Below are 22,077 nucleotides of genomic sequence, written 5' to 3'. Positions count from 1 at the left end.
AGTTCGCACGCTTCACGCGGAAGGGTGGCCGATGTGCGAATTGCCTGCGCGAGGCAATTGGTGTGTGCATGTGTCCCGATGGGGGACGGGACGAATCGGACGTCCGGCGTTCAGGGCGGAAGGCGGGAACGCCCGCGGGCCCGCGCCTGGAAGCCTGCCGCGGGGACCCGGCGGCCGGAGCGGCGGGGCGCCGCCCGTACTGGGACGACGCGGGCCCCGACGCCCCGGAGCGCCCCCTCGGGTGGGTCGGACGGTGGCCGGACCCCGGTCCTGCCTGGAAGGTAGCCTTTCCCCGTGCCCGAACTCTCCGAAGTCATCGCCGCGCTCGACGCCCTGTGGCCGCGCGAGCGAGCCGAGCAGTGGGACGCCGTCGGCACGGTCTGCGGTGACGTGGGAAGTCCCGGTGCGCGGGTGGAGCGGGTCCTCTTCGCCGTCGATCCCGTCCAGGAGGTCGCCGACGAGGCCGTGGAGCTCGGTGCTCAACTCCTCGTCACGCACCACCCGCTGTACCTGCGGGGGACGACCACCGTCGCGGCGGACACCTTCAAGGGCCGCGTCGTCCACACGCTCATCCGCAACGGCGTCGCGCTGCACGTCGCCCACACCAACGCCGACACCGCGGACCCGGGAGTCTCCGACGCGCTCGCAGGCGCCCTGGACCTGCGGGTGCTGGGCCCCCTCGTCCCCGACCCGTCCGACAGCGCGGGCCGCCGCGGGCTCGGCCGCATCTGCGAACTGCCGCGCCCCATGCGGCTGTCGGAGCTGGCGGTGTGGGCCGCCGAGCGGCTGCCCGTCACGGCACAGGGCATCCGTGCCGCCGGTGAACCGGACCGCACGGTCCGCACGATCGCCGTGTGCGGCGGTTCCGGGGACGGGCTCTTCGCGGAGGTGCGGGCGGCGGGCGTCGACGCCTACCTGACGGCCGACCTGCGCCACCACCCCGCCTCCGAAGCGCGGGAGCACTCGCCGCTCGCGCTCCTGGACGCCGCCCACTTCGCCACCGAGTGGCCCTGGTGCGAGCAGGCCGCCGCCCAGCTCGACGAGATCTCCGACCGGCACGGCTGGGACCTGCGCACGCACGTCTCGCGTGCCGTCACCGACCCCTGGACAGCACACGCGGCCTCCGGCGCCGCGTCCACCGACTCTGCTGCGACCCCGGCCTTCCCGGCCTCCGGCCGCAGCGACTCCGACGAACTCACACCGGGAGCCCCCAACTGAAAGCCGCGCCCGCCGACCAGATCCGACTGCTCGATGTCCAGGCGCTGGACACGCGCCTGGCGCAGCTCGCGCACAAGCGCAGGAGCATGCCGGAGCACGAGGAGATCCAGACCCTGGAGGCCGACCTCGCCCAGCTCCGCGACCTGCTCGTCGCCTCCCGTACGGAGGAGAGCGACACCGCACGCGAGCAGACCAAGGCCGAAGGGGACGTCGACCAGGTACGCCAGCGCGCCGCCCGCGACCAGAAGCGGCTCGACTCGGGCGCCGTCACCAACCCCAAGGACCTGGAGAGCCTGCAGAGCGAGATCGCTTCGCTCGCGAAGCGGCAGGGGGACCTGGAGGACGTCGTCCTCGAGGTCATGGAGCGCCACGAGGCCGCGCAGGAGCGTGCCGCCGAACTCGCCCGGCGCGTGGACGCGGTGCAGGCGAAGGCGGAGGACGCGGTGTCCCGGCGCGACGCGGCGCTGGAGGGCATCGACGCGGAGTCCGCCACCGTGCGCAAGGAGCGTGACGAGGTCGCCGCCTCGGTGCCCGAGGAACTGCTGAAGCTGTACGAGAAGATCCGCGAACAGCAGGGCGGCGTCGGTGCGGCCCGCCTCTTCCAGCGGCGCTGCGAGGGCTGCCGCCTGGAGCTGAACATCACGGAGGTCAACGACGTGCGCGGCGCCGCCGAGGACGAGGTCCTGCGGTGCGAGAACTGCCGCCGCGTCCTCGTCCGTACGCCCGAGTCCGGCCTGTGACGGCGGCGCGGAGCACCGGAGCCGGCCTCACGCTCGTCGTCGAGGCCGACGGCGGCTCGCGGGGCAACCCGGGCCCCGCCGGGTACGGCGCGGTCGTACGGGACGCGGACAGCGGTCAAGTCCTGCGCGAGACCGCCGAGTACATCGGCATCGCGACCAACAACGTGGCGGAGTACCGCGGGTTGATCGCGGGCCTGCGGGCGGCACACGAACTCGCCCCGGACGCCGCCGTGCTGGTGCGGATGGACTCCAAGCTGGTGGTCGAGCAGATGTCGGGCCGCTGGAAGATCAAGCACCCGGACATGCAGCCGCTGGCGGCGGAGGCCGGGGCGGTCTTCCCGTCGCGGGCGCTGATCCGTTACGAGTGGATCCCGCGGGCGAAGAACAAGCACGCCGACCGGCTCGCGAACGAGGCGATGGACGCGGGCAGGCGCGGTGAGCAGTGGTCCGCGGGCGCGTCCACGGCGGAACTCGACGCGGGCGGCCCGGCCGGAGCGTCGGAGCCGGCCGGCGGCACCGCCGCCGAAGCCGCCGCTCCGTCCAGCGGCTGGGGGCCCGACCTGGGACCGCCGACGACACTCGTGCTGCTGCGGCACGGCGAGACCCCGCTGACGCCGAGCAAGCGCTTCTCCGGCAGCGGCGGCACCGATCCCGAACTCTCCGGGGCGGGACGGCGCCAGGCGGCCGCCGTCGCCGAAGCGCTCGCAGCGCGCGGCACCATCCAGGCCATCGTCAGCTCCCCGCTGCGCCGTTGCCGCGAGACGGCTGCCGCCGTCGCGGACCGTACGGGACTGGACGTCCGCATAGACGACGGCATGCGAGAGACGGACTTCGGGGCGTGGGAGGGCCTGACCTTCGCCGAAGTGCGGGAACGCTACCCCGACGACCTGGAGGCGTGGCTGGACTCGACCGAGGTCAGGCCGACGGGCGGCGGCGAGAGCTTCGCGACGGTCGCGAGCCGCGTCGCGGTGGCGCGCGACAAGCTGCTGGCCCGGTACGCGGGCCGGAAGGTGCTGGTCGTCACGCACGTCACGCCCGTCAAGCAGCTGGTGCGACTCGCGCTGGGCGCGCCGCCGGAATCGCTCTTCCGCATGGAGCTGTCCGCGGCGTCCCTCTCTTCGGTCGACTACTACGTGGACGGCACCGCGTCGCTGCGCCTGCTGAACGACACGGGGCACCTGCGCTGAGCTGAGGCGGGAGCAAGCTGTACGACGCCGGGGGCGGCGGCACGGAGTAAGACCCACTCCGTGCCGCCGCCCCCGGCTTTCGTGTGCGCACCGCCCCTTCCCGCCGCCCTTCACCTGCGCTGCCCGGCGTGACCACCGGTACCGCCCCGTCGTGGTCAACCGCTTGCGCAACGGGCCTGGACGACAACGCGGAGCTTCTTCTGTGCAGGGCCTGTTGACCACCTACCGTCTGGTCGGTACGTTCACCCGAATTGCGGACGCCCCAGCTCACCGTCCTCTCCCACCGCATCCAACCCACCGGAGTGTGAAGCAATGGATACGGCCTCATCCGACTCCGCGGCGACCCCGCCCCCGGGCGGATCCCCGCAGCCCCCGCGTCAGAACAACCGCCGCAAAGTGGCCGCTGCCGCGGCGGCGGCCTCGGCCGTGGAGTGGTACGACTACTTCATCTTCGGCATCGCGGCTGCACTCGTGCTCGGTGGCAAGTTCTTCCCCTCCAGCAGCCCCGTGGCCGAAGTCCTCTCCTCCTTCGCGACGTTCGCGGTCGGCTTCCTCGCCCGTCCGATCGGCGGCATCATCGCCGGACAGCTCGGGGACAAGCGCGGCAGGAAGCCGATGCTCGTCATGGCGCTGACCGTCATGGGACTCGCCACCACCGCCATAGCGCTGCTTCCCGGCTACGACCAGATCGGCGTCGCGGCGCCGATCGCACTCGTCCTGCTCCGCGTGCTGCAGGGTGTCGCCGTCGGCGCACAGTGGGGCGGGGCGATGCTCATGGCCACCGAGTACGCGCCCGAGGGCAAGCGCGGGCTGTACGGCAGCCTCGTCCAACTCGGAGTGCCCATCGGTGTGGTGACCGCCAACGTGGCGTTCCTCCTCACCGAAGCTCTCACCGACGACGCCGCGTTCGGCGCGTGGGGCTGGCGCGTGCCCTTCGGCGTGGGCGTACTGGTGCTGCTCCTGGCCTGGTACATACACGCACGGGTCGAGGAGACGCCCGAGTTCCGCGAGGCGGAGCGGGCCCTCGCCGAGCGTGAGCGTGCGGAGAGGGAGCAGAAGGAGGCGCTGAAGAAGGGCGGGGCGGCGGCCAAGGCCCGTTCGCCTCTGCGCACCATCCTCAAGGAGCACTTGGGCACCGTGCTGCTCGCCGGCGGCTCCTTCGCCGTCAACACGGCGACGTTCTACATCATCATCACCGGCGTCCTGGACTACACCACGCGCGACCTGCACATGGAGCGCGGCTCCGTGCTGATGGTCTCGCTGCTGGTCAGCCTCACGCAGCTCGTGCTGATACCCGCGGCGGCGGCGGTCTCGGACCGTCTGGGACGGCTGCCCGTCTACACGGCCGGCGCGCTGGGGATCTTCCTGTGGGCGGTGCCGATGTTCCTGCTCATCGACACCAAGTCGCTGTGGCTGCTGGGACTCGGCACCTTCGTCACGAGCTGTTTCCTCAGCATCATGTACGGGCCCCAGGCGGCGCTCTTCGCCGAACTTTTCACGGCCGAGATGCGGTACACCGGCGCCTCGCTGGGCTACCAGTTCGCGGCTGTGGTCGGGGGCGGGCTGGCCCCGTTCATGATGGTGCTGCTGCTGGAGGTCAGCGGTACCTCCATGGCGGTGTCGGGCTACATCATGGGTCTGGCACTCGTCGCGCTCGCCTCGATCGCCGTACTGCACAAGCGGGCCCGTGCCCGGGAGGCGTCCGCGGCGGCGGCGCGGCCGGAGGCCGAGGCGGAACCCGCCTGAGCTCGGGCTCCCCGGGAGGGAGCCGTGCTGCCGCGCTGCCCGCCGCTCTCCTCAGCGGCGCAGCCCGGCGGCGCCCTCGGCGAGGCGCTGCACGCGGGACCAGTCCTTCGCGGCCAGCGCCTCGCCGGGCAGCATCCAGGTGCCGCCCACACAGCCGACGTTGGGCAGCGCGAGGTACCGGGCGGCCTTCGCCTCGTCGATGCCGCCGGTGGGGCAGAACCGCGCCCCGGGCAGCGGCGAGGCGAGCGACGTGAGGTAGCCGGTACCGCCCGCCGCCTCCGCCGGGAAGAACTTCATCTCGGTCACCCCGCGCTCCAGCAGCGCGAGCGTTTCGGAGGCTGTCGAGACGCCCGGCAGGACCGGCACGCCGTGGCCGCGCATCGCCCCCAGCAGCCGGTCCGTCCAGCCGGGACTGACGAGGAAGCGCGCCCCCGCGGCCACCGCGAGGTCCGCGTGCTCCGGTGTGAGGACGGTCCCGGCCCCGACGACGGCTTCGGGTACCTGCTCGGCGATCGCGCGGATCGCGTCCGGTGCGGCGCCGGTGCGCAGCGTCACCTCGATCACGGGGAGCCCGCCCGCGACCAGGGCACGGGCGAGTGGGACCGCGTCCCCGGCGTCGTCGAGGACGACCACCGGGATGACGGGAGCGAGGTCGAGGATCGAGACGGACGCCGAGGACGCCGAGCATCCGGAGGGCACGGAGGACGCGGAGGACACCATGCGGGCATCCTCCCCTCGGCCTGCAACCCTGTGCAACGCACGTTGCGTTCCGCGCAACACGTAGACCCCCGGAGTGCGGCTACAGCTCCGACACCACCACGTCCAGGGTGCGCGGCTTCCCCTTCTTCGTCTCCGCGGGCTGCTCCACGACGTACCCCAGGTCGCGAAGCGTGCCCGCCAGCGCTTCAGGCGTCCCGGGGTCCGCGCCGTCCTCGAGGAGGGCGCGGACGATCCGGCCCTTCGTCGCCTTGTTGAAGTGGCTGACCACGGAGCGCTTCTCGACGCCGTCCACCGTCCTGGAATGCAGCACCCGCACGGAGACAGTGCGTTCGGCCGGCTCGCCCCCGGGCTTCCACATCTGTGCGTACGCCGCGGAGCGCAGGTCCAGCACCAGGCCCGTACCCGCCGCCTCGGGGAGGACGGCGGCGAGCGGTTCGCGCCAGTGCGCGCCCAGGGCGCCCAGTCCGGGGAGCCGGACGTTCCCGGAGCAACGGTAGGAGGGGATGCGGTCGTTGATCCCCACGGCTCCCCACAGGCCCGAGAAGATCAGCAGCGAGCGGTCCGCACGCCGTCTCGCGGCGGGGCTCAGCGTCGCCGGACCCAGGGCGTCGTAGAGCACGCCGGTGTAGATCTCACCCGCGGGGCGGGCGGGCGCGGTGTGCAGCCGGGCGTTCTTGGCGACCTCTCCGCGCAACCCCTCGCTCAGCCCCAGCACTTCGCGGGCCTTCTCCTCGTCCGCGCCGCACAGCGTGACCAGCTCCTCCAGGACTCGCCGCCGGGCGCCCTCCAGTCCGGGCAGGGAGAGCGTCCCCATCTCCAGGGGATCCCCGTCGCCTCCCTCGGCCTTCCCTTCGGACGGCGGCAGCAGCACGAGCACGGTGGGTCTCCTTCGTACGTACGACAGCGGCGCGCTCAGCAGCGTATGGGCCGGCCGGTCCCGGGCGCACAGGGGGAGGCGTGAGCGCCCGGCCGTCCGTCCGGTGGCGGCACATCCGGGCGAGGCGCACGCTGGGAAGAGGAGGTACGGGACGGGACGCGGCTTCCGGGGCCTGTTCGGAGTGCATATGACTGCCCCGGTCCGTGCGCGGGTATCCGGGAGTCCGGACACTCCGCGGTCGAAGGAGGGTGTGCCATGGTCATGCCGTCCGGCCGGGCCCGGATGCTCGGGGGAATCCTCTCCGACAGCCACTTCGCCACACTGACGCAGCTGCCCTCGCTCATCAGTGAGCATGCCCGGGAACGCGGCTGGCCCCAGGTCCTGCTGTACGTCGTGGACCTGCAGCAGGCCGTGCTCTCACTGCTGACGGGGAGGGGAGCGGACGGCGGCCGGATGGCCGGAGATCTGCCGACCGAGCTGCAGATCGACGGTACGGCGCCGGGGAGGGCGTTCCAGCTGGGCGTGGTCCTTCCGACGTCGGCGCAGCGGGACCAGTGGTGGGTACCGGTGCTGGACGGCGCCGAGCGGCTCGGACTGCTGCGGGTCACCACCACGGAGGACGACGAGGCCGCGATGCAGGACATGCAGGAGCTGGCCTCCCTCGTCGCCCTGCTGCTGGTCACGAAGCGCGCGACCAGCGACGCGTACGCCCGTCTGGTGAGGCGCATGCGGATGAACGTCTCCGCCGAGATGGAGTGGCGTCTGATGCCGCCGCGGACCTTCGCCACCGACCGTGTGGTGATCAGTGCGCTGATGGAGCCCGCCTACCAGGTCAGCGGTGACGCCTTCGACTACGCGGTCTCGGAGGACGTCGCGCATCTGTGTCTCTTCGACGCCATGGGCCACGACACGGCGGCCGGTCTGACGGCGAACCTGGCTGTCGCCGCCAGCCGCAACCTCCGCCGGCAGGGCAGCGACCTCGTCGAGATGGCGGACGGCGTGGAGAAGGCACTCATCGACCAGTTCGAGTACAGCAGCTACGCCACGGGCATTCTGGCCGACCTCGACATCGGCACCGGGCGGCTCACCTGGCTCAGCCGCGGTCATTACCCGCCCGTCGTGATCAGGGGAGGCCGTTTCTCCGTTCCCCTGGAGTGCGCACCGGGACCGCCGATGGGTCAGGACCTGGGAGTTCCGACGGAGCTCTGCCACGAGCAGCTGGAGCCGGGGGACCGCCTGCTGCTCTACACGGACGGCATCACGGAGGCACGTAACCCGCAGGGGGAGGAGTTCGGCCTGGACCGCTTCACCGACTTCCTCATCCGTCACCACGCCGATGCGCTGCCGGTCCCCGAGACGCTGCGCCGGCTGACCAGGCACCACCTGGAGTACCACCGGGGCAGGCTCAGCGACGACGCCACCGTGATGGTCCTGGAGTGGCACGGTCCGGCCCCGTACGCGCCGGGTGAGGCGGAGGCGCTCGTCGGTCTCCCCCGGGGAGGTCCGCAGTCCGTCCAGGACCGGCCGCTCCGGTGAGCAGGGCGGCCCGTGGAGGGGCCGGGGTACGAGGGCCCCGGGCCGTGGCGGGTCAGAGGTTGATGATCACCAGCGCGATGTCGTCGGCGGCGCCTTCGCTGACGCCGAGCAGGGCGAGCAGGCTGTCGGCCAGCCGCTCGGCGCCCAGTCCGACGCACGCCCCGAGGGCGGTGGTCAGGCGCGCGATGCTGTCGTCGATGTCCTCGTCGCGTCGCTCGACGAGTCCGTCCGTGTAGAGCACGAGGCAGTCCCCGTGCTGGTACGGAACTCGCGCCTCCGGCCGGGCCAGGTGCTCGGAGCGGGTGGCCAGGGGCGGGTCCGTCGCCTTGTCGAGCAGCTCGCTGTCGCCCTCCGGGTGAAGCAGCACCGGGGGGAGATGTCCGGCGCTGCTGTAGGTGATCATTTGCTCGGCGGTGTCGATCCTGACCTTGACCGCCGTGGCGGACACGGCTCCCTCGACGGAGCTCGCGTAGAGCCCCAGCACCTGCAGCGCCTTCGCCGGGCCGTCGAGGGCGCGCATGGCGGCGCTGAGCGCGCTGCGCAGCATGCCCATGACGGCGGCGGCTTCGAGCCCGTGACCCACGACGTCTCCGACGGCTGCCGTGAATCCGCCTGGAGTGTCGGTGACGTCGTACCAGTCGCCGCACACGTTGAGCGTGCCCACGGCCGGCAGGTAGCGGACCGCCACGCCGGGCCGGGGCAGGTCGGGGGAGTGGAGCATCGCCTGCTGGAGCGTGAGGGCGACGCGCCTCTCACGGGCGTTGGCCTGCCGCAGCTCCTCGTTGAGCATCTGCAGTTCCTGCGCCCGTACGAAGAGTTCCCCTTCCGCGTTCTGCGTCTCGGGTCCTTCCTCGGGTTCGGGGAGAGGGCGGCGTGACTTCACGAACCCCGTCATGTCCTCGACGCGGTGGATGATCCACGCCACCGAGCCGTCTTCCGCCGGCACGGGTGTGTTGACGGGCGACCACCAGCGCTCCTCGAAGACGCCCGGGCGTCCGGCGACCGGGATGTCGTACTTCTGGAGCGCCATGGTGTCGGGCCGGCGCAGCTCCAGGACCCGGCGCAGGGAGGCGTTGAGGTTCTCCACCCCGTGCGATTCCGGGTCCCCGGGATTGGCGGGGAACGCGTCGAAGAGGTAGCGGCCGATCAGGTCCTCGCGGGCGCGCCCCGTCGCCCGCAGGTAGGCCTGGTTGACGTCCGCGATCACCAGGTCGGGGTGCAGTACGAGGTAGGGACTCGGCGTCGCTGCGAACAGCGCCGCGTAGTCGATCTCCAGTCTCGTCACTGGCTCCTGCCAATTTCCGGGCCGACAGATGTCTCCATTTTCCCTCGCGTCCGGCCCGTCCGCGCGTCGTAGGGCATCCGCCCGGTTCCTCCCGGCTCCTGTGGAGGAGCCGGGAGGAACCGGGCGGAGCCGGGGGCCGGAAGTCGGGGCCCGTACTGCCCGGATGGCGGTCCCGGCTGCCCGCTTCGGCCCGTTCTGTCGCGCGTGCGGAAACCGGACGCCGCTTCGCCCGGAGCGGGTGCATTCCTTCTCCGAATACTTGCGGGGGCCATGGTGGTACGGGAGTATGCCCGCCGAGAGGGCGGGGGAGAGGCTTTCCGCTCACACGCGAGCGAAAGGGATCCGATGAGCAATCCATTCGACGACGAGGACGGTTCCTTTTACGTGCTCGTGAACGACGAGAAGCAGAATTCTCTGTGGCCGTCGTTCGCGGAAGTTCCAGAGGGCTGGACCATTGCCTTCGGAGAGGACACCCGTCAGGCGTGTCTCGACCACATCGAGGAGCACTGGACGGACATGCGGCCGGCCAGTCTCGTCGATGAGGCCCGCTAGCGGCCGACCCCCTCCGCCGGCCCGCGCAGTCGTCGTCGGCATCCGTGGCGAGTGGCCCCGGACGCGTTCCACCAGGGACGTTTCCGGGGCCACTCGCCGTTTTGCGTGCGACGGGCCCGTAGCGGGCAGGTCTTCAGGGTGTGACCCGGTGTCCAGGAGGACGAGTTCCCGGTTGCTGCGGCGAGAAGTTGAATGCAGCATTCCGGATCTGCCGCGCGGGGCGGATTCCGCCCCGTTGCGACCTCTCAGGCAAAAGGGTTCAAACGATCCGCTCCGGCGTCGCCGCCTGAACCGGATATAACGGCAGACTCATGAGAGCTGTCATGTTTGAACGACGTTTCCCCGGTGTTCCTGTACGCCAATTCCTCGCCTCTTCTCCTCGCCATGGGCGCGCTGTAACATCCGGCCTCGGACCAGAAATGGGGGAGGGCTCGTGACGCCTCGAGTCGCGGAGAACCACGCATTTCCCGTTGCAGTGAGGAGCGCCGCCTGGCACATGCCCGGGCGGTCCGTCGAGGTGTCCGATCTGCCCGAGCTCGCCTCGCTGGACGAGACCGAGCGGGGTACGTGCCTGGCGCTGGGCGTCGAGGCCGTACGGGCCGACGACGGCCTGAGCTCCGCCGACCTCGCCGAGCGCGCCGCACGTGAAGCGCTGGGCAAGGCCGGGGTCGACGCCCGCGACCTGGGCGCGCTGATCGTCGTGGAGTCGCGGGCGCCCGAGACGCTGCTCAGCTCCGAGGCGACGAGGCTCCAGCGCAGCCTGGGGGCGGACCGGGCGGTCACCTTCACGGTGGGCGGCCTCGGCTGCGTCTCGATCACGCCCGCGCTGCTGGCTGCCCGCGGACTGATGTGCGCCGACGCCGATCTCGGGGACGTCCTCGTCGTGCACGGCAGCAAGCCCGCCGCCGCGGGACGCTACCGGCACCCCGTGACCGTCAACGGCGACGGCGGGCAGGCGCTCCTGCTCTCCCGCACCGGCCCGGTCCGGCTGCTCGGCATGGCGCAGGAGACGAACGGGGACCACTGGGACCTCTTCCACGTCAAGTACCGGGACCTGCCCACCGGCCAGTGGCGCGAGGAGTGCAAGGACCTGTCGGCCTACTCCTTCCGGCTCGCGATGGAGACCCGCAACCGGGTCTCGGGCCTGATGGGCGGGCTGCTGGAGAGCCACGGCCTGAAGCCCGGGGACGTACGCGGCTACGTCAGCCAGAACCTGTCCATGGCGGGCTTCACCTTCAGCGAGGAGTCGCTGGGCATCGAGCTGATGTCCGTGTGCCGGGACAACCTGCGGCAGTACGGGCACCTGGGCCCCAACGACGTCTTCCTCAACCTGTACACGGCGATCGAGCGCAAGGAGCTCGTGGAGGGCGACCACGCCGTGCTGATCAATGTGAGCCCGGTGGCGGCGTGGAGCGTGCTGCTGGCCGGGATAGGACCTCAGGAGACGGCATCGTGAGCGACGGCGACATCAAGGACGCGGCCCAGGACGGGACCCGGGACGAGGGGACCGGCGGCGGAGCGGGCGACGAGATCGGGCGGCAGGTCACGGAGTTCCTGACCGCCGCGCTCCGCCGGCCCGTGGAGCCCGACGACGACTACTTCGCGCTCGGCCTCGCGGACTCGCTCTTCGCGCTGGAGCTGGTGACGTTCGTCGAGAGCCGCTTCTCCCTCACCGTGGAGGTCGAGGACCTCGACCTGGACAGCTTCCGTACGGCGAACCGCATCACCCGCTTCGTGCAGCGCAAGACGGGGTCGCCCGAGTTCACCGAGACTCAGTGAACGGCGTACAAGGCGGGCACGGCGTGCCCGAAACCGGCGGGAGGGCCGCGGGCGCGGCCGGGACCGCCGCTGCCGGCGGCCCCGCGGGCGGCGCCTCGCCCGTCGCCGCCGCGGCGAGGCTCGCCGCGGACGTGACGGCACGCGCCGCCGGGTGGGACCGGGACGGGGCTCTGCCCGCCGCGGTCCACAAGGAGGTCGCCGCCGCCGGGCTGCTGGCTCCGGACCTGCCCGAGCGCTACGGCGGGCTGGGAATCGCTCCCGCGCAACTCGGTGAGATCTGCGCGCACCTGGGCGGCGTGTGCAGCGCACTGCGCGGCCTGGTGACCGTGCAGGGCATGGTCGCTGCGGCGCTGCACCGCTGGGGTACGCGGGAGCAACGCGCCCGGTGGCTGCCGCAGTTGGCGAGCGGTGAGCTGATCGCCGGGTTCGCGGCCACCGAGGAGGCGGCGGGCAGCGCGCTCGCCGAGGTGGGCACGCGCATCGAGGACTCGGGCGACGGCGAGCACGTCACGGTCACGGGCAGAAAGAAGTGGATCACCTTCGGGCAGGACGCCCAGGTGCTTCTGGTGCTCGGCAAGGACCGGGGCAGGCCGACCGCCGTGCTCGTCGAGACGGACCGGGAAGGTGTGAGCCGGGAGCCGGTCGGCGGCCAGCTCGGCATGCGTGCCGCGCAGATCGCGCACATCGGCATGGACGCGGTGCGCGTACCGCGGGGCAACCTCGTCGCGCCCGCCGGGCTGGGGCTCTCGCACGTCGCGGCCACCGCGCTGGACCACGGTCGCTTCACGGTGGCGTGGGGATGCGTCGGCATGGCGGAGGCCTGCGTGGAGGACGCCGCCGCGCACGCGGCGGCCCGTACGCAGGGCGAAGCGGCCCTCGCCGACCACCAGTCCGTCCGTTCACTCCTCGCCCGTGCCGCGGTCGAGACCGCGGGTGCCCGCGAACTGGCCCTGCGCGCGGCCCGGTTCCGTGCCGAGGCGGCGCAGGGCGCGGTGACGGAGACCATCGTCGCCAAGTACGCCGCCGCCGCTGCCGCCGCTTCCGCGAGCAGGGACGCCGTACAGGTCCTCGGCTCGGCCGGATGCGAGCCGGATAGCCGTGCCGGACGTCATTTCCGGGACGCGAAGGTCATGGAGATCATCGAAGGAGCCCAGCAGGTGGCCGAACAGCACATCGCGGAGCAGTTGCTGCGCCGCTGCGGAGCGCCGCGCCCCGCAGTTGGCGCCCCGCAGCCGGAGGCGTCATGACGGACCGGCAGGAGGCCACCGCGCAGGCGGCCGGCAGCGCCGGGAGCGCGGAGACACCGGAGGCGGGGAAGAGCTCGCCCGCACCCGTCGTCAAGTGCCTGGTGTGGGACCTCGACGACACCGTGTGGGACGGGGTGGTCCTGGAGAACGACGACCCCGAGCCGTTTCCCGCCGTCCTCAAGACGCTGCGGGCGCTCGACGAGAGAGGCATCCTGCACGCCGCCGCCAGCCGGGGCGAGTACGCCATCACCTCACGCCATCTCGACGAGCGCGGCGTCGAGGAGTGGTTCTGCGACGTCCAGGTGGGCTGGGGCGCCAAGTCGGCCGCGGTGCGCCGGATCGCCGAGGGGCTCAACATCGGTCTCGACACGGTCGCGTTCATCGACAACGACCCCGTGGAGCGGGCGGAGGTGGCGTCCGTACTGCCCATGGTGCGCTGCTACGCCGCCGGCCAGGCGGGCGGGCTGCCCGATCTGCCCGAGTTCCAGCCCGAGTTCGTCACCGAGGAAGCCGGACGGCGCAGGCACCTCTACCGCACCGAACGGAAGCGGCAGGTCGCGGAGGAGGAGTTCGGAGACGACAGGCAGGGCTTCCTCGCGTCGCTCGACCTGGTCATGACGGTCCGGGAGGCGACGGAGGAGGACCTCGTCAGGGCCAGTGAACTGACCGTCCGCACACACCAGTTGAACACCTCCGGGCTCACCTACGACGCCGGCGAGCTGCGTGAGCTGCGGGCCTCGCCCGACCACCGGGTGCAAGTGGCGGCGCTGCGCGACAGGTTCGGCGACTACGGGGTCATCGGCCTGGCCGTCACCGAGCTCACGCCGGAGGAGTCCGTACTGCGGCTGATGCTGATGTCCTGCCGGGTCGCCTCCCGTGGTGTGGGCACCGTGCTCCTCGGCCATCTCGTCCGGGAGTCGATCGCGGGCGGGCGGCGGCCCGTGGCGCACTTCGTGCCCACCGAGGCCAACCGCAACATGCTGGTCACGCTGCGGTTCGCCGGCTACACCCCGGTCCCCGGGGAGGAGGACCCGCTCGTCCTCGCCTTCGATCCCGACCGGCCGGCTCCTGCGCAGGCGGGCCACGTGCGCGTCGTCACCGGAACGGACTGAGGGGGCCGGGAGCAGAGTGGCGCACGAGACTACGGGGGAGACGGCGGAGATGACCGCGGCGGAGAAGAGTTCCGGCCCGGCCGGCGGGGCGTCCGTCTGGGCACTGTTCCAGCGGCAGGCAGCCCTCTCCCCTGGGAGGACGGCCCTGGTCGTGGGCGGTACGGAGCTGACGTACCGCGAACTCGACGCGGCCTCGGCCGCGTTGGCGCGGAGACTGCGCAGCCGCGGCGCGAGTGCCGGCCGCGTCGTGTGTATCAGGCTCGAACAGAACGCCGTCGCCGTCGCCGCGATGCTCGCCGCGCTGCGCATCGGTGCGGCGTGGGCGGTCGTCGAACCGGACCAGCCGCCCAGCCGGCTGCGCGCCCTGCTGGCGGACACCGACTGTGCGGTGGTGGTGACGTCGGGGCCGGACGCCGCGCTGGAGGGACTGACCGACATCCCGGAACGTCTGGACGTGGCGGGGCTCGACGTACGTGAACTCCTCGAACCCGGAGGCACGGCCGACGAGGCCGACGGGGCCGACACGGCCGACACGGCCGCCGCGGCCGACCTGGCGGGGAACTCCGGGCCGGCCGCCACCGGACAGGCCGAGCCGCCCGAGCAGACCCCGGCCTACATCGTCTGCACCTCCGGATCGACCGGGACCCCCAAGGGGGTGATGGTCAGCAGGGGATCGCTCGCCGCGTCCATCGAACCGAGGCCGGAGGTCTACGGCGAGGAGCACGCCACATGTGTGATGGCCATGCGGCTGTCCTTCGACGGGATGCTCGGCGGCATGTTCTGGTCGTTCAGCAACGGCCACACCCTCGTGCTCCCCGACGACAAGCAGCTCAAGCAGGTCCACGAACTGGGCCGGCTGGCCGGGGAGCACGACGCGACGCACCTCATCGTCGTGCCGTCCTACTACCGCGCCCTGCTGAAGGAGAGCCGGCTGCTCCCGGAGACCCTGCGGCTGGTCGTCGTCGCCGGGGAGGCCTGCACCCCGGATCTCGTGCGCGCCCACACGGAGCGCCTGCCCCGGGCGGTGCTCGTCAACGAGTACGGGCCCACGGAGACGACCATCTCCTGCACCGTCGCCCCCGGACTGGACCCCGCCTGGTCCCGCATCCCCATCGGCCGGCCCTGGAGGGGAGCCGAGGCGCGGGTGCTGGACGACCGGCTGCGCGAGGTGGGCCCGGGCGTGCACGGCGAGTTGTACATCGGCGGCCCGTTCGTGGCGCTCGGCTACGCGGGGCAGCCCGGCAAGACGGCGGAGAGGTTCGTCGCGGACCCGTTCGGACCGCCCGGAGCGCGCATGTACAGGACGGGCGACATCGCGCACGTCGATGGGTCCGGGTCGCTGCACTACCACGGCAGGAGCGACCAGCAGGTCAAGATCCGCGGTGCCCGTATCGAACTGGGCGAGGTCGAGGCGGCGTTGGAGCACCACCCCGCCGTCGGGCAGGCCGTCGTGGTCTGCGACACCGGGGCCGGTGAGCCCCGGCTGGCAGCGTTCCTCACCCCCGTCGTGCCCGGTGGCGGCATGCCCGCCTGGTCCGATCTGCGGGCGCACTGCTGGGAGTTCCTGGTGGAGCAGGCCGTACCGGTCCTCTTCCGCACGCTGGAGCGCATGCCGCTCAACTCCAGCGGCAAGGCCGACCGTGCGGCGCTCCTGCAGTTGCTCCGCTCCGACGCCGGGGAGGCGGACCGGAGCGGCACCGCGAACGCCGGGAGCCCTGCCGGGGAGGGCGCGTCCGGCGGTGACGCCGGCGGGTCCGGACAAGCGGCCGACCCGGTGCGCGGGGTCGCGGAGATCTGGGCGGCCGTCCTCGGCCACGACGAGGCCGGCCCGGACGACAACTTCTTCGCGGTGGGCGGAAGTTCGCTGCGGGTCATCGATCTGCACAAGCAGCTGGACGCCCGCTGGCCGGGGGTGCTGCGCGTGGGCGAGCTCTTCGACCTGACCACCGTCGGCGCGCAGGCGGAAGCGATCACCGACCGGCTGGGCCCGCGCCCGGACGGGGAGGACGACGGACCGGCCGAAGACATCCCCGCGGCCTACGAGTTGTGAGGCGACGGCAGCCGGTGAGGGCGGAGCGCATGAACGGGAAGGCGATATGAGCAGCATCGGTGGGGGCGGCCTCGGCGGGACGGACGCGTCACAGGAACCGGCGGGCATCGCGGTGATCGGGATATCCACCCGGTTCCCGCAGGCCGACAGCCTGGCCGAGTTCCGGGAGAACCTGCGCGCCGGCCGGGACTCGGTGCGTCCGATACCCCGCGAGAGGGTGAAGGCCACGTGCCTCGACCCGGACGCGGAGTACCCGCACCAGGGTTACCTGGACAGGATCGACCTGTTCGACCACGAGTTCTTCGGTCTCTCGCGGCGTGAGGCGGAGGTGACGGACCCGCAGCACAGGCTGGCGCTCCAGCTCACCCGCGAGGCGCTGGAGAACGCGGGCTACGCGGCCTCCACGATGCGTGACTCCCGTACGGCCGTCGTCTTCAGCTCGCCCAGCAACGGCTATCAGCCGCTGGTACGCGAGTACGGCACCCTCAGCATGATCGGGAACATTCCCTGCGGGCTTCCCGCCCGCGTCTCGCACCTCTTCGGACTCACCGGACCCTGCTACGGAGTCGACACCGGCTGCAACGGGTCACTCGTCGCGGTCCACCAGGCGTCCCGTGAACTGCGTGACGGTGACGCCGACTTCGCCGTCGCCGGCGGCGTGAGCCTGAAGCATGTGGTACCGCCCGCGGCGACCGTCGGGGCCTTCCCCGGCATCGCCTCGCCGACCGCCAAGTGCCGCGCCTTCGACGAGGGGGCGGACGGCGCGGCAGGCGGCGAGGGCGGCGCCGTCCTGCTGCTCACCACGCTCGAACGGGCCCTGGCGGAGGGTGCGTTCATCCACGCGGTCATCCGCGGCAGCGCGGTCGTGCACAACGGCCGCCACTCGGCGACGATCGCCACGCCCAGCGCCAAGTCGCAGGCCGAGGTGATCAGCAAGGCGTGGCGGCGCGCCGGTGTGGACATCGCCACGGCCGGATACATCGAGGCGCACGGTTCGGGCACGAAGCTCGGCGACGCGGTCGAGGTGGAGGGGCTGGCCCTGGCGCGCGGCGACAGCGGGGGCCGTCTGCCCATCGGCTCGGTGAAGACCAACCTCGGCCATCTGGACCACGCCGCCGGAATCGCGGGCCTCGTCAAGACGATCCTCAGCGTGCGGCACGCGGAGCTCTACCCGACCCTGCACTTCACCCGTCCCGGCGAGGACGTCGACCTCGGGGCGGCGCGGCTCGACGTGGTGACCTCGTCCCGCCGCTGGGAGTCGAAGCTGCGCCGGGCCGGAGTCAGCTCCTTCAGCCTGGGCGGCATCAACGCACACTGCGTCGTCGAGCAGCCGCCCGTTCCCGCCGCCTCCGGGGGCGACGGCGCCACGGAGCCCCCGGACGGCACGCGGCAGCGGCCTCTCCTGGTGGGTCTCTCCGCCCGCAGCGAGAGCGACCTCGTCGCCCTCTGTGAACGTCTCTCCCTCGAACTGCGGGACGGGACCATGCAGTTGGCCGACGTGGCGATGACGCTCAACGAGGGCAGGGATCACCACCGGCACCGCATGGGACTGGTGGCGCGTACGTCCTCCGAGCTGGCGCTGAAGCTCGCCGCCCAGGTCACCTGGCGGAGGCTCGGGGCGACGCCGGCCGGTTCCGCCGGCTCGCCCTCCGGCGGCGGCTCCTCTCCCGCCGCGCCCCGCGTCGTACTGCTGCTCTCGGGCGACGCGGAGGGCGCACCGGCGGGTGAGGGCGCCGCGCTGCCCGCGCGGCTGCCGCTGCCGGAAGACCTCTCGCCCCGAGTGCGTGCCCAACTCGCCGCTCACGCCTGGCTGAAGAGGGCGGGGGTGCCCGTCGACGGGCTCATGAGCTCCGGTGTCTCCCGCTACGCCGTACGCCATCTCCAGGGCAAGCTGTCCGCCGACGACACCCGCGCCCTGGAACGGGCGAAGGCGGTGCAAGGGGCGAACGACAACGGGGACGGGAGCAGGGAGGTCTTCGGCGGCCCGGTGCGCGCCGACCGGCTTCACGCCGCCGTCGAGGAGCAACTCGCGGCAGGGCCGGTCGTGTTCGTCGAACTGGCGGCACGCGGCGAGATCAGCGACCTGCTGTCGCTCCAGCTCGCCGACCGTCCCGGCGCGCAGGTGCTCACGCTCGGGGACTCCCACGGCAGCGCCCTGGAGGCGCTCGGCCGTCTCTACGAGGCGCAGCTGGACCTCGGGTGGCCCGCGCTCAGGGGCGGCGAAGGCCGCACCCCACGCCGGGTGCCGCTGCCCGGCCACCCTTTCGACGGGGTGCGCTGCTGGGCGCGTCCGCTGGACGACATCATCCGCTTCGACGGGGCCGGGACGGAGCCGCCCGCTCCCGCGGCCGCCAAGGACTCCGCGTGGGACTCAGCGCCGGTGCCGGCCACCGGCCAGGCTTCCGCCGCCCCCGCACCGGCCAGCCCCGCACCGGCCACTCCCGCACCGGCCACTTCCGCACCGGCCGCCCCCGCACGTGCAGTCCGGCCGCCCGAGGCGCCCACCCGGCCGGAGCCCGAGCCTGAGCACGGGGCGTCCGGAGCCGTGCCGGACGCCGCGACCGCGCCGCCGCCCGGCACGGTGGCCGCCGAGCCGCGCCCGGCTCCGGACCGGCCGCAGCCGGCACAGCCTGCCGAGCCAACTGCCGAGCCAACTGCCCGGCCCACTGCCGAGTCGCCCGCCGGAGCCGCCGCTGCTGCCGCGCCCGCCGCCCCCGCCCCGCAGTCCGCACAGGACAGCCGCGAGGAGGCGGTGCTGCCCTGGCTGCGCGGCACACTCGCCGAACTGCTCTACGCCGACGAAGTGGCCGCCGACGCCGACTACTTCTCCATCGGCGGCAACTCCGTCATCGCCCTGCAGCTCATCGAGCGGGTCCTCACGCGCTACGGCGCCTCGCTCAAGCTGATCGACATCTACGCACACCCACTCGTCTCGGACCTCGCCGACGCCATCACGGAACGCATGCCCGCCGCGCCCCGGTCCGCGGAGCCGGCCGGGCAGTCCGCCCCGTCGCGGCAGGGTGCTCAGGACGGGCCGCGGGACGGCTCCTCCGCTCCCGCCGACGGCGACGGGCCTGCTCCCGCGGCCGGGGGCGTCCACAGGCTGCCGCCCATCCGCCCGAACCAGGAGCCGACGCTCTCCTACGGGCAGGAGCGCATGTGGTTCCACCACCAGCTCGACCCCGGCACCACCCTCTACAACCTCCCCGGCGCCTCCCGGCTGCGCGGCGAACCCGACCTGGAGGCGCTGCGGCTGGCGTGGGAGGACCTCGCACAGCGGCACCAGGCCCTGCGCTCGAACTTCGCGGAGGTCGACGGCCGTCCGCAGCTCGTCGTCCGTCCCGAACTGGGCGACTTCTTCCGGGTGCTGGACGTCTCGGACGAGCCCGATCCCGAGCTGGCGGCACGCGCGGCCGTGCAGGCCGAGACCCACTGGGTCTTCGACGTGGCCCACGATCCGCTGGTGCGCGTCACGGTCGTACGTATAGGCCCTGGCGACTACCTGTTCTGCTGGACGATGCACCACGGCGTGAACGACGGCTGGGCGCCGCAGATCCTCATGGGCGAACTCCTCCAGTTCTACGAGGCCCGCTGCGAGGGCCGCGTACACCGTCCGGAGCCGCTCCCCGTCCAGTACAGCGACTACGCCCGCTGGCAGCGCGACCTGCTGGAAGGCTCGCTGCTCGACGGTGAACTCGACTACTGGCGCGAGCAGCTGGCCGATCCGCCGGCGCTGGAGCTGCCCACCGACAGGCCGCGTCCGGCCCGTATGGACTACGCGGGCGCGACGTACGGCTTCACCATCCCTGCCGAACTCGTCGGCAGGCTGCGCGCCGTGGGCAGCCGCGAGACGGCCACGCTCTTCATGGTGATCCTCACCGGCCTCAACGTGCTGCTCTCACGTTGGTCGGGTCAGAAGGACATCGTCGTCGGCACGCCGACCATCGGCCGCAGCCGCCCCGAACTGTGGGGCCTGCTGGGCTTCTTCAACAACACCATCGCCCTGCGCACCGACCTTTCGGGCGACGCCGGCTTCCGTGAGCTGCTGCGCCGTGTCCGGGCTGTGGTGCTGGACGGGATGGAGCACCAGGAGATCCCGTTCGACAGGGTCGTACGGGAGGTCGCACCCGACCGCGATCCCAGCAGGAACCCGATCTTCGACATCATGTACGTCCACCAGACGCTGCCGCCGAACTTCTCCTTCGGCGAGAGCACCTTCAACCCGGGACGTCCGGACGGCGACGAGGACGAGACGCCGCTGTTCCCCGGACTCCCGCCCGGGACGGCCAAGTTCGACATCACCGTCGTCGTCGCGGAGCGGCCCGACCTCGAAGAGCTCGAAGTGGCGGTGGAGTACAGCACGCAGCTCTTCGACGCCGGGACCGTCGAGGCGATGACCGATTCGCTCCTGAGTCTGCTGTGGGCCGCCGTCGAGGACGTCGACGCGGACCACCGCACGCTGCCCGCCGGGCCGCCCGGCTCGCGCACCTCGCGTACCGGTGCCGCCCGGGCCGAGATCGCCGGCGCCCCGGGGGCCCTGCCGGAACCCGCCGGACCGGAATCCCCCGGATCGCGGCCCGACGCCCGGTCCGGACCCACGCCCGTGGCCTCCGCGCCCGCCGGACCGGCGGGCGGCCCGGAACCCGGCGGCGACGCCGTCACCGCCTGCCTGCGGCTGCGCGGAGCGGTGGACACGGACGCGCTGCGGTCGGCGTTCGACGACCTGACGGAACGGCACGACGTGCTGCGCACCCGTTTCCCGGTGCTCCCGCAGCAGCCGCTGTCGCCCTTCGCCCGGGACGGTGCGCGCGTCGGCACCGGCTTCCTGCATACCGCCGACGTCTCCCAACGGGATGAACCCGCCGCCGCTGCCCGGGACTTGGCGCTGGCACACGGACGTACCGCCGTCGACCCGGTGACGGGACACGCGCTGCGCGCCCTGCTGGTGACGACCGCGCCCGACGAGCACGTCCTCGTCGTCACCACACACCGTGAGGTCTACGACGGCGCGCAGCCGGGCGTCTTCTTCGGCGACCTGTTCGCGTTCTACGGTGCCCGCTGCGGAGGGTCCGCGCCGGGGCCCGCCGCGCTTCCCGTCTCGTACGACGACTACGCGCAGTGGCAGCGCCGCCTCCGTGCGGACGGCCTGCTGGACGGTCAACTCGCCCACTGGCAGGAGAGACTGGCCGACCTCAGGGCCTTCGACCTGCCCGCCGACAGGCCACGGCCCGCCTCGGCGCGACCGGGCCCGGACGCCATCGCGTCCCACGAGTTCCGCCTGCCCGCCCCGCTGGCCGGTGAACTGGCCCGTACCGGACCGCGGGAAGGGCTGCTGGCGGGCATCGTGGCGCTGCTGTCGCTGCGTTCGGGTGCGGACGAGGTGCTCGTCGGCCTCCTGGAGGCCGCTCCCGACCCCGACTCGGCCCCCGACGCGCCGTCCCGGCCGCGGCTCGGCGAGATCGTCGGCCCGTTCGCCAACCCGCTGGCGCTGCGGATCAGCACCGACGACGAGCCCTGCCTGCACCGGCTCACCGACCGGGTCCGCGAGGTGATCGCCGACGCCGAGAGCAACGGCGACGTGCCGTTCTCCGACGTGCTGCGGAAGCTCCGCGTCCCGCAACAGCCCGGCAGGGCACCCCTCTTCGACGTGGTCTACGCCCATCACCGGCTGCCGCGCTCGCTGGGGGAGCGGGCCGGGCTGGACGTACGGGCGGTGCGGTGGCCCGGCTCGGGCGGAGCCCGGCTGACCCTTCCCGCGACGGCCGCTCCCACGGGCGCGGCGGGTCCGGCCGGACCCGCCGACCTGGCCTGGACGGCCGTGGAAGGCCCCGAAGCAGGCGAGTTGAGCGTCTGCGTCGACTACCGCACGGACATGTTCGACGCCGCCACGGTGTCCGCCATGGCCGACGACCTGGTCACGCTGCTGGGTTCGGGCTGCAAGGAGCCCCGCACGCCGCTGAACGACCTGTGGCTGTCGGACACTTCGCCGCACGCCGGCTGACTTCACGACCTGAGAGACACGGAAATC

General features: G+C 72.6%; 15 protein-coding genes. 12 read left to right on the top strand and 3 right to left on the bottom strand.

Translation table 11 applies throughout. The features are described from left to right. Positions 1-294: 294 nt before the first annotated feature. From ACFPA8_RS02705 to ACFPA8_RS02690, 4 genes are all read left to right on the top strand, one after another. Complete coding sequence (locus ACFPA8_RS02705; protein WP_386441645.1) at positions 295-1,218, top strand: Nif3-like dinuclear metal center hexameric protein; 924 nt, start codon at positions 295-297, stop codon at positions 1,216-1,218. Beyond that, positions 1,215-1,958, top strand: coding sequence for a zinc ribbon domain-containing protein (locus ACFPA8_RS02700; protein WP_386442782.1), 744 nt, complete (start codon positions 1,215-1,217; stop codon positions 1,956-1,958). The genes ACFPA8_RS02705 and ACFPA8_RS02700 overlap by 4 nt, the downstream gene beginning before the upstream one ends. Further along, a complete protein-coding gene (locus ACFPA8_RS02695; RefSeq protein WP_386441642.1) occupies positions 1,955-3,145 on the top strand; it encodes a bifunctional RNase H/acid phosphatase in 1,191 nt (396 codons plus the stop codon). The genes ACFPA8_RS02700 and ACFPA8_RS02695 overlap by 4 nt, the downstream gene beginning before the upstream one ends. Positions 3,146-3,457: 312 nt before the next feature. After that, positions 3,458-4,891, top strand: coding sequence for an MFS transporter (locus ACFPA8_RS02690; protein ID WP_386441640.1), 1,434 nt, complete (start codon positions 3,458-3,460; stop codon positions 4,889-4,891). A 51-nt stretch (positions 4,892-4,942) separates the two neighbouring features. On the opposite strand, the gene eda is transcribed toward ACFPA8_RS02690, so the two are convergent. Together eda and yaaA are read right to left on the bottom strand one after the other, a co-directional pair. After that, the gene (gene eda / locus ACFPA8_RS02685; protein WP_386441637.1) at positions 4,943-5,611 is read right to left on the bottom strand and encodes a bifunctional 4-hydroxy-2-oxoglutarate aldolase/2-dehydro-3-deoxy-phosphogluconate aldolase; all 669 of its coding nucleotides are present in this window, start codon (positions 5,609-5,611) and stop codon (positions 4,943-4,945) included. Positions 5,612-5,690: 79 nt separating this feature from the next. After that, complete coding sequence (gene yaaA / locus ACFPA8_RS02680) at positions 5,691-6,488, bottom strand: peroxide stress protein YaaA (RefSeq protein WP_386441634.1); 798 nt, start codon at positions 6,486-6,488, stop codon at positions 5,691-5,693. Positions 6,489-6,743: 255 nt separating this feature from the next. Between yaaA and ACFPA8_RS02675 the strand changes: the two genes are divergently transcribed. Beyond that, positions 6,744-8,024, top strand: a complete 1,281-nt coding sequence (locus ACFPA8_RS02675; protein ID WP_386441631.1) for a PP2C family protein-serine/threonine phosphatase — start codon at positions 6,744-6,746, stop codon at positions 8,022-8,024. A gap of 52 nt (positions 8,025-8,076) precedes the next feature. Here ACFPA8_RS02675 and ACFPA8_RS02670 read toward each other — a convergent pair whose 3' ends face one another. Then, complete coding sequence (locus tag ACFPA8_RS02670; protein ID WP_386441628.1) at positions 8,077-9,309, bottom strand: PP2C family protein-serine/threonine phosphatase; 1,233 nt, start codon at positions 9,307-9,309, stop codon at positions 8,077-8,079. 345 nt (positions 9,310-9,654) lie between these two features. Here ACFPA8_RS02670 and ACFPA8_RS02665 point away from each other — a divergent pair, with 345 nt between their 5' ends. The 7 genes from ACFPA8_RS02665 (at position 9,655) to ACFPA8_RS02635 (ending at position 22,050) form a co-directional block, all read left to right on the top strand. Continuing rightward, positions 9,655-9,861, top strand: a complete 207-nt coding sequence (locus tag ACFPA8_RS02665) for an MbtH family protein (RefSeq protein ID WP_386441626.1) — start codon at positions 9,655-9,657, stop codon at positions 9,859-9,861. Positions 9,862-10,357: 496 nt separating this feature from the next. Then, positions 10,358-11,317, top strand: a complete 960-nt coding sequence (locus ACFPA8_RS02660; protein WP_386441623.1) for a 3-oxoacyl-ACP synthase — start codon at positions 10,358-10,360, stop codon at positions 11,315-11,317. After that, the gene (locus ACFPA8_RS02655) at positions 11,314-11,640 is read left to right on the top strand and encodes an acyl carrier protein (RefSeq protein ID WP_386441621.1); all 327 of its coding nucleotides are present in this window, start codon (positions 11,314-11,316) and stop codon (positions 11,638-11,640) included. Before ACFPA8_RS02660 ends, ACFPA8_RS02655 begins: the two co-directional genes overlap by 4 nt. 23 nt (positions 11,641-11,663) lie before the next feature. Further along, positions 11,664-12,887, top strand: coding sequence for an acyl-CoA dehydrogenase family protein (locus tag ACFPA8_RS02650; RefSeq protein ID WP_386441618.1), 1,224 nt, complete (start codon positions 11,664-11,666; stop codon positions 12,885-12,887). After that, positions 12,884-13,999, top strand: coding sequence for an HAD-IIIC family phosphatase (locus ACFPA8_RS02645; protein ID WP_386441615.1), 1,116 nt, complete (start codon positions 12,884-12,886; stop codon positions 13,997-13,999). Before ACFPA8_RS02650 ends, ACFPA8_RS02645 begins: the two co-directional genes overlap by 4 nt. 16 nt (positions 14,000-14,015) lie before the next feature. Continuing rightward, a complete protein-coding gene (locus tag ACFPA8_RS02640; protein ID WP_386441612.1) occupies positions 14,016-16,049 on the top strand; it encodes a non-ribosomal peptide synthetase in 2,034 nt (677 codons plus the stop codon). Positions 16,050-16,095: 46 nt separating this feature from the next. After that, positions 16,096-22,050, top strand: a complete 5,955-nt coding sequence (locus tag ACFPA8_RS02635; RefSeq protein ID WP_386441610.1) for a condensation domain-containing protein — start codon at positions 16,096-16,098, stop codon at positions 22,048-22,050. Positions 22,051-22,077 lie beyond the last annotated feature (27 nt).

Origin of the sequence: Streptomyces ovatisporus (genome assembly GCF_042653885.1) — a bacterium.
GTDB classification, from domain to species: Bacteria; Actinomycetota; Actinomycetes; order Streptomycetales; family Streptomycetaceae; genus Streptomyces; species Streptomyces ovatisporus.
Note: the sequence above shows the minus strand (reverse complement) of the source record. Positions and strands in the feature narration are given on the sequence as shown.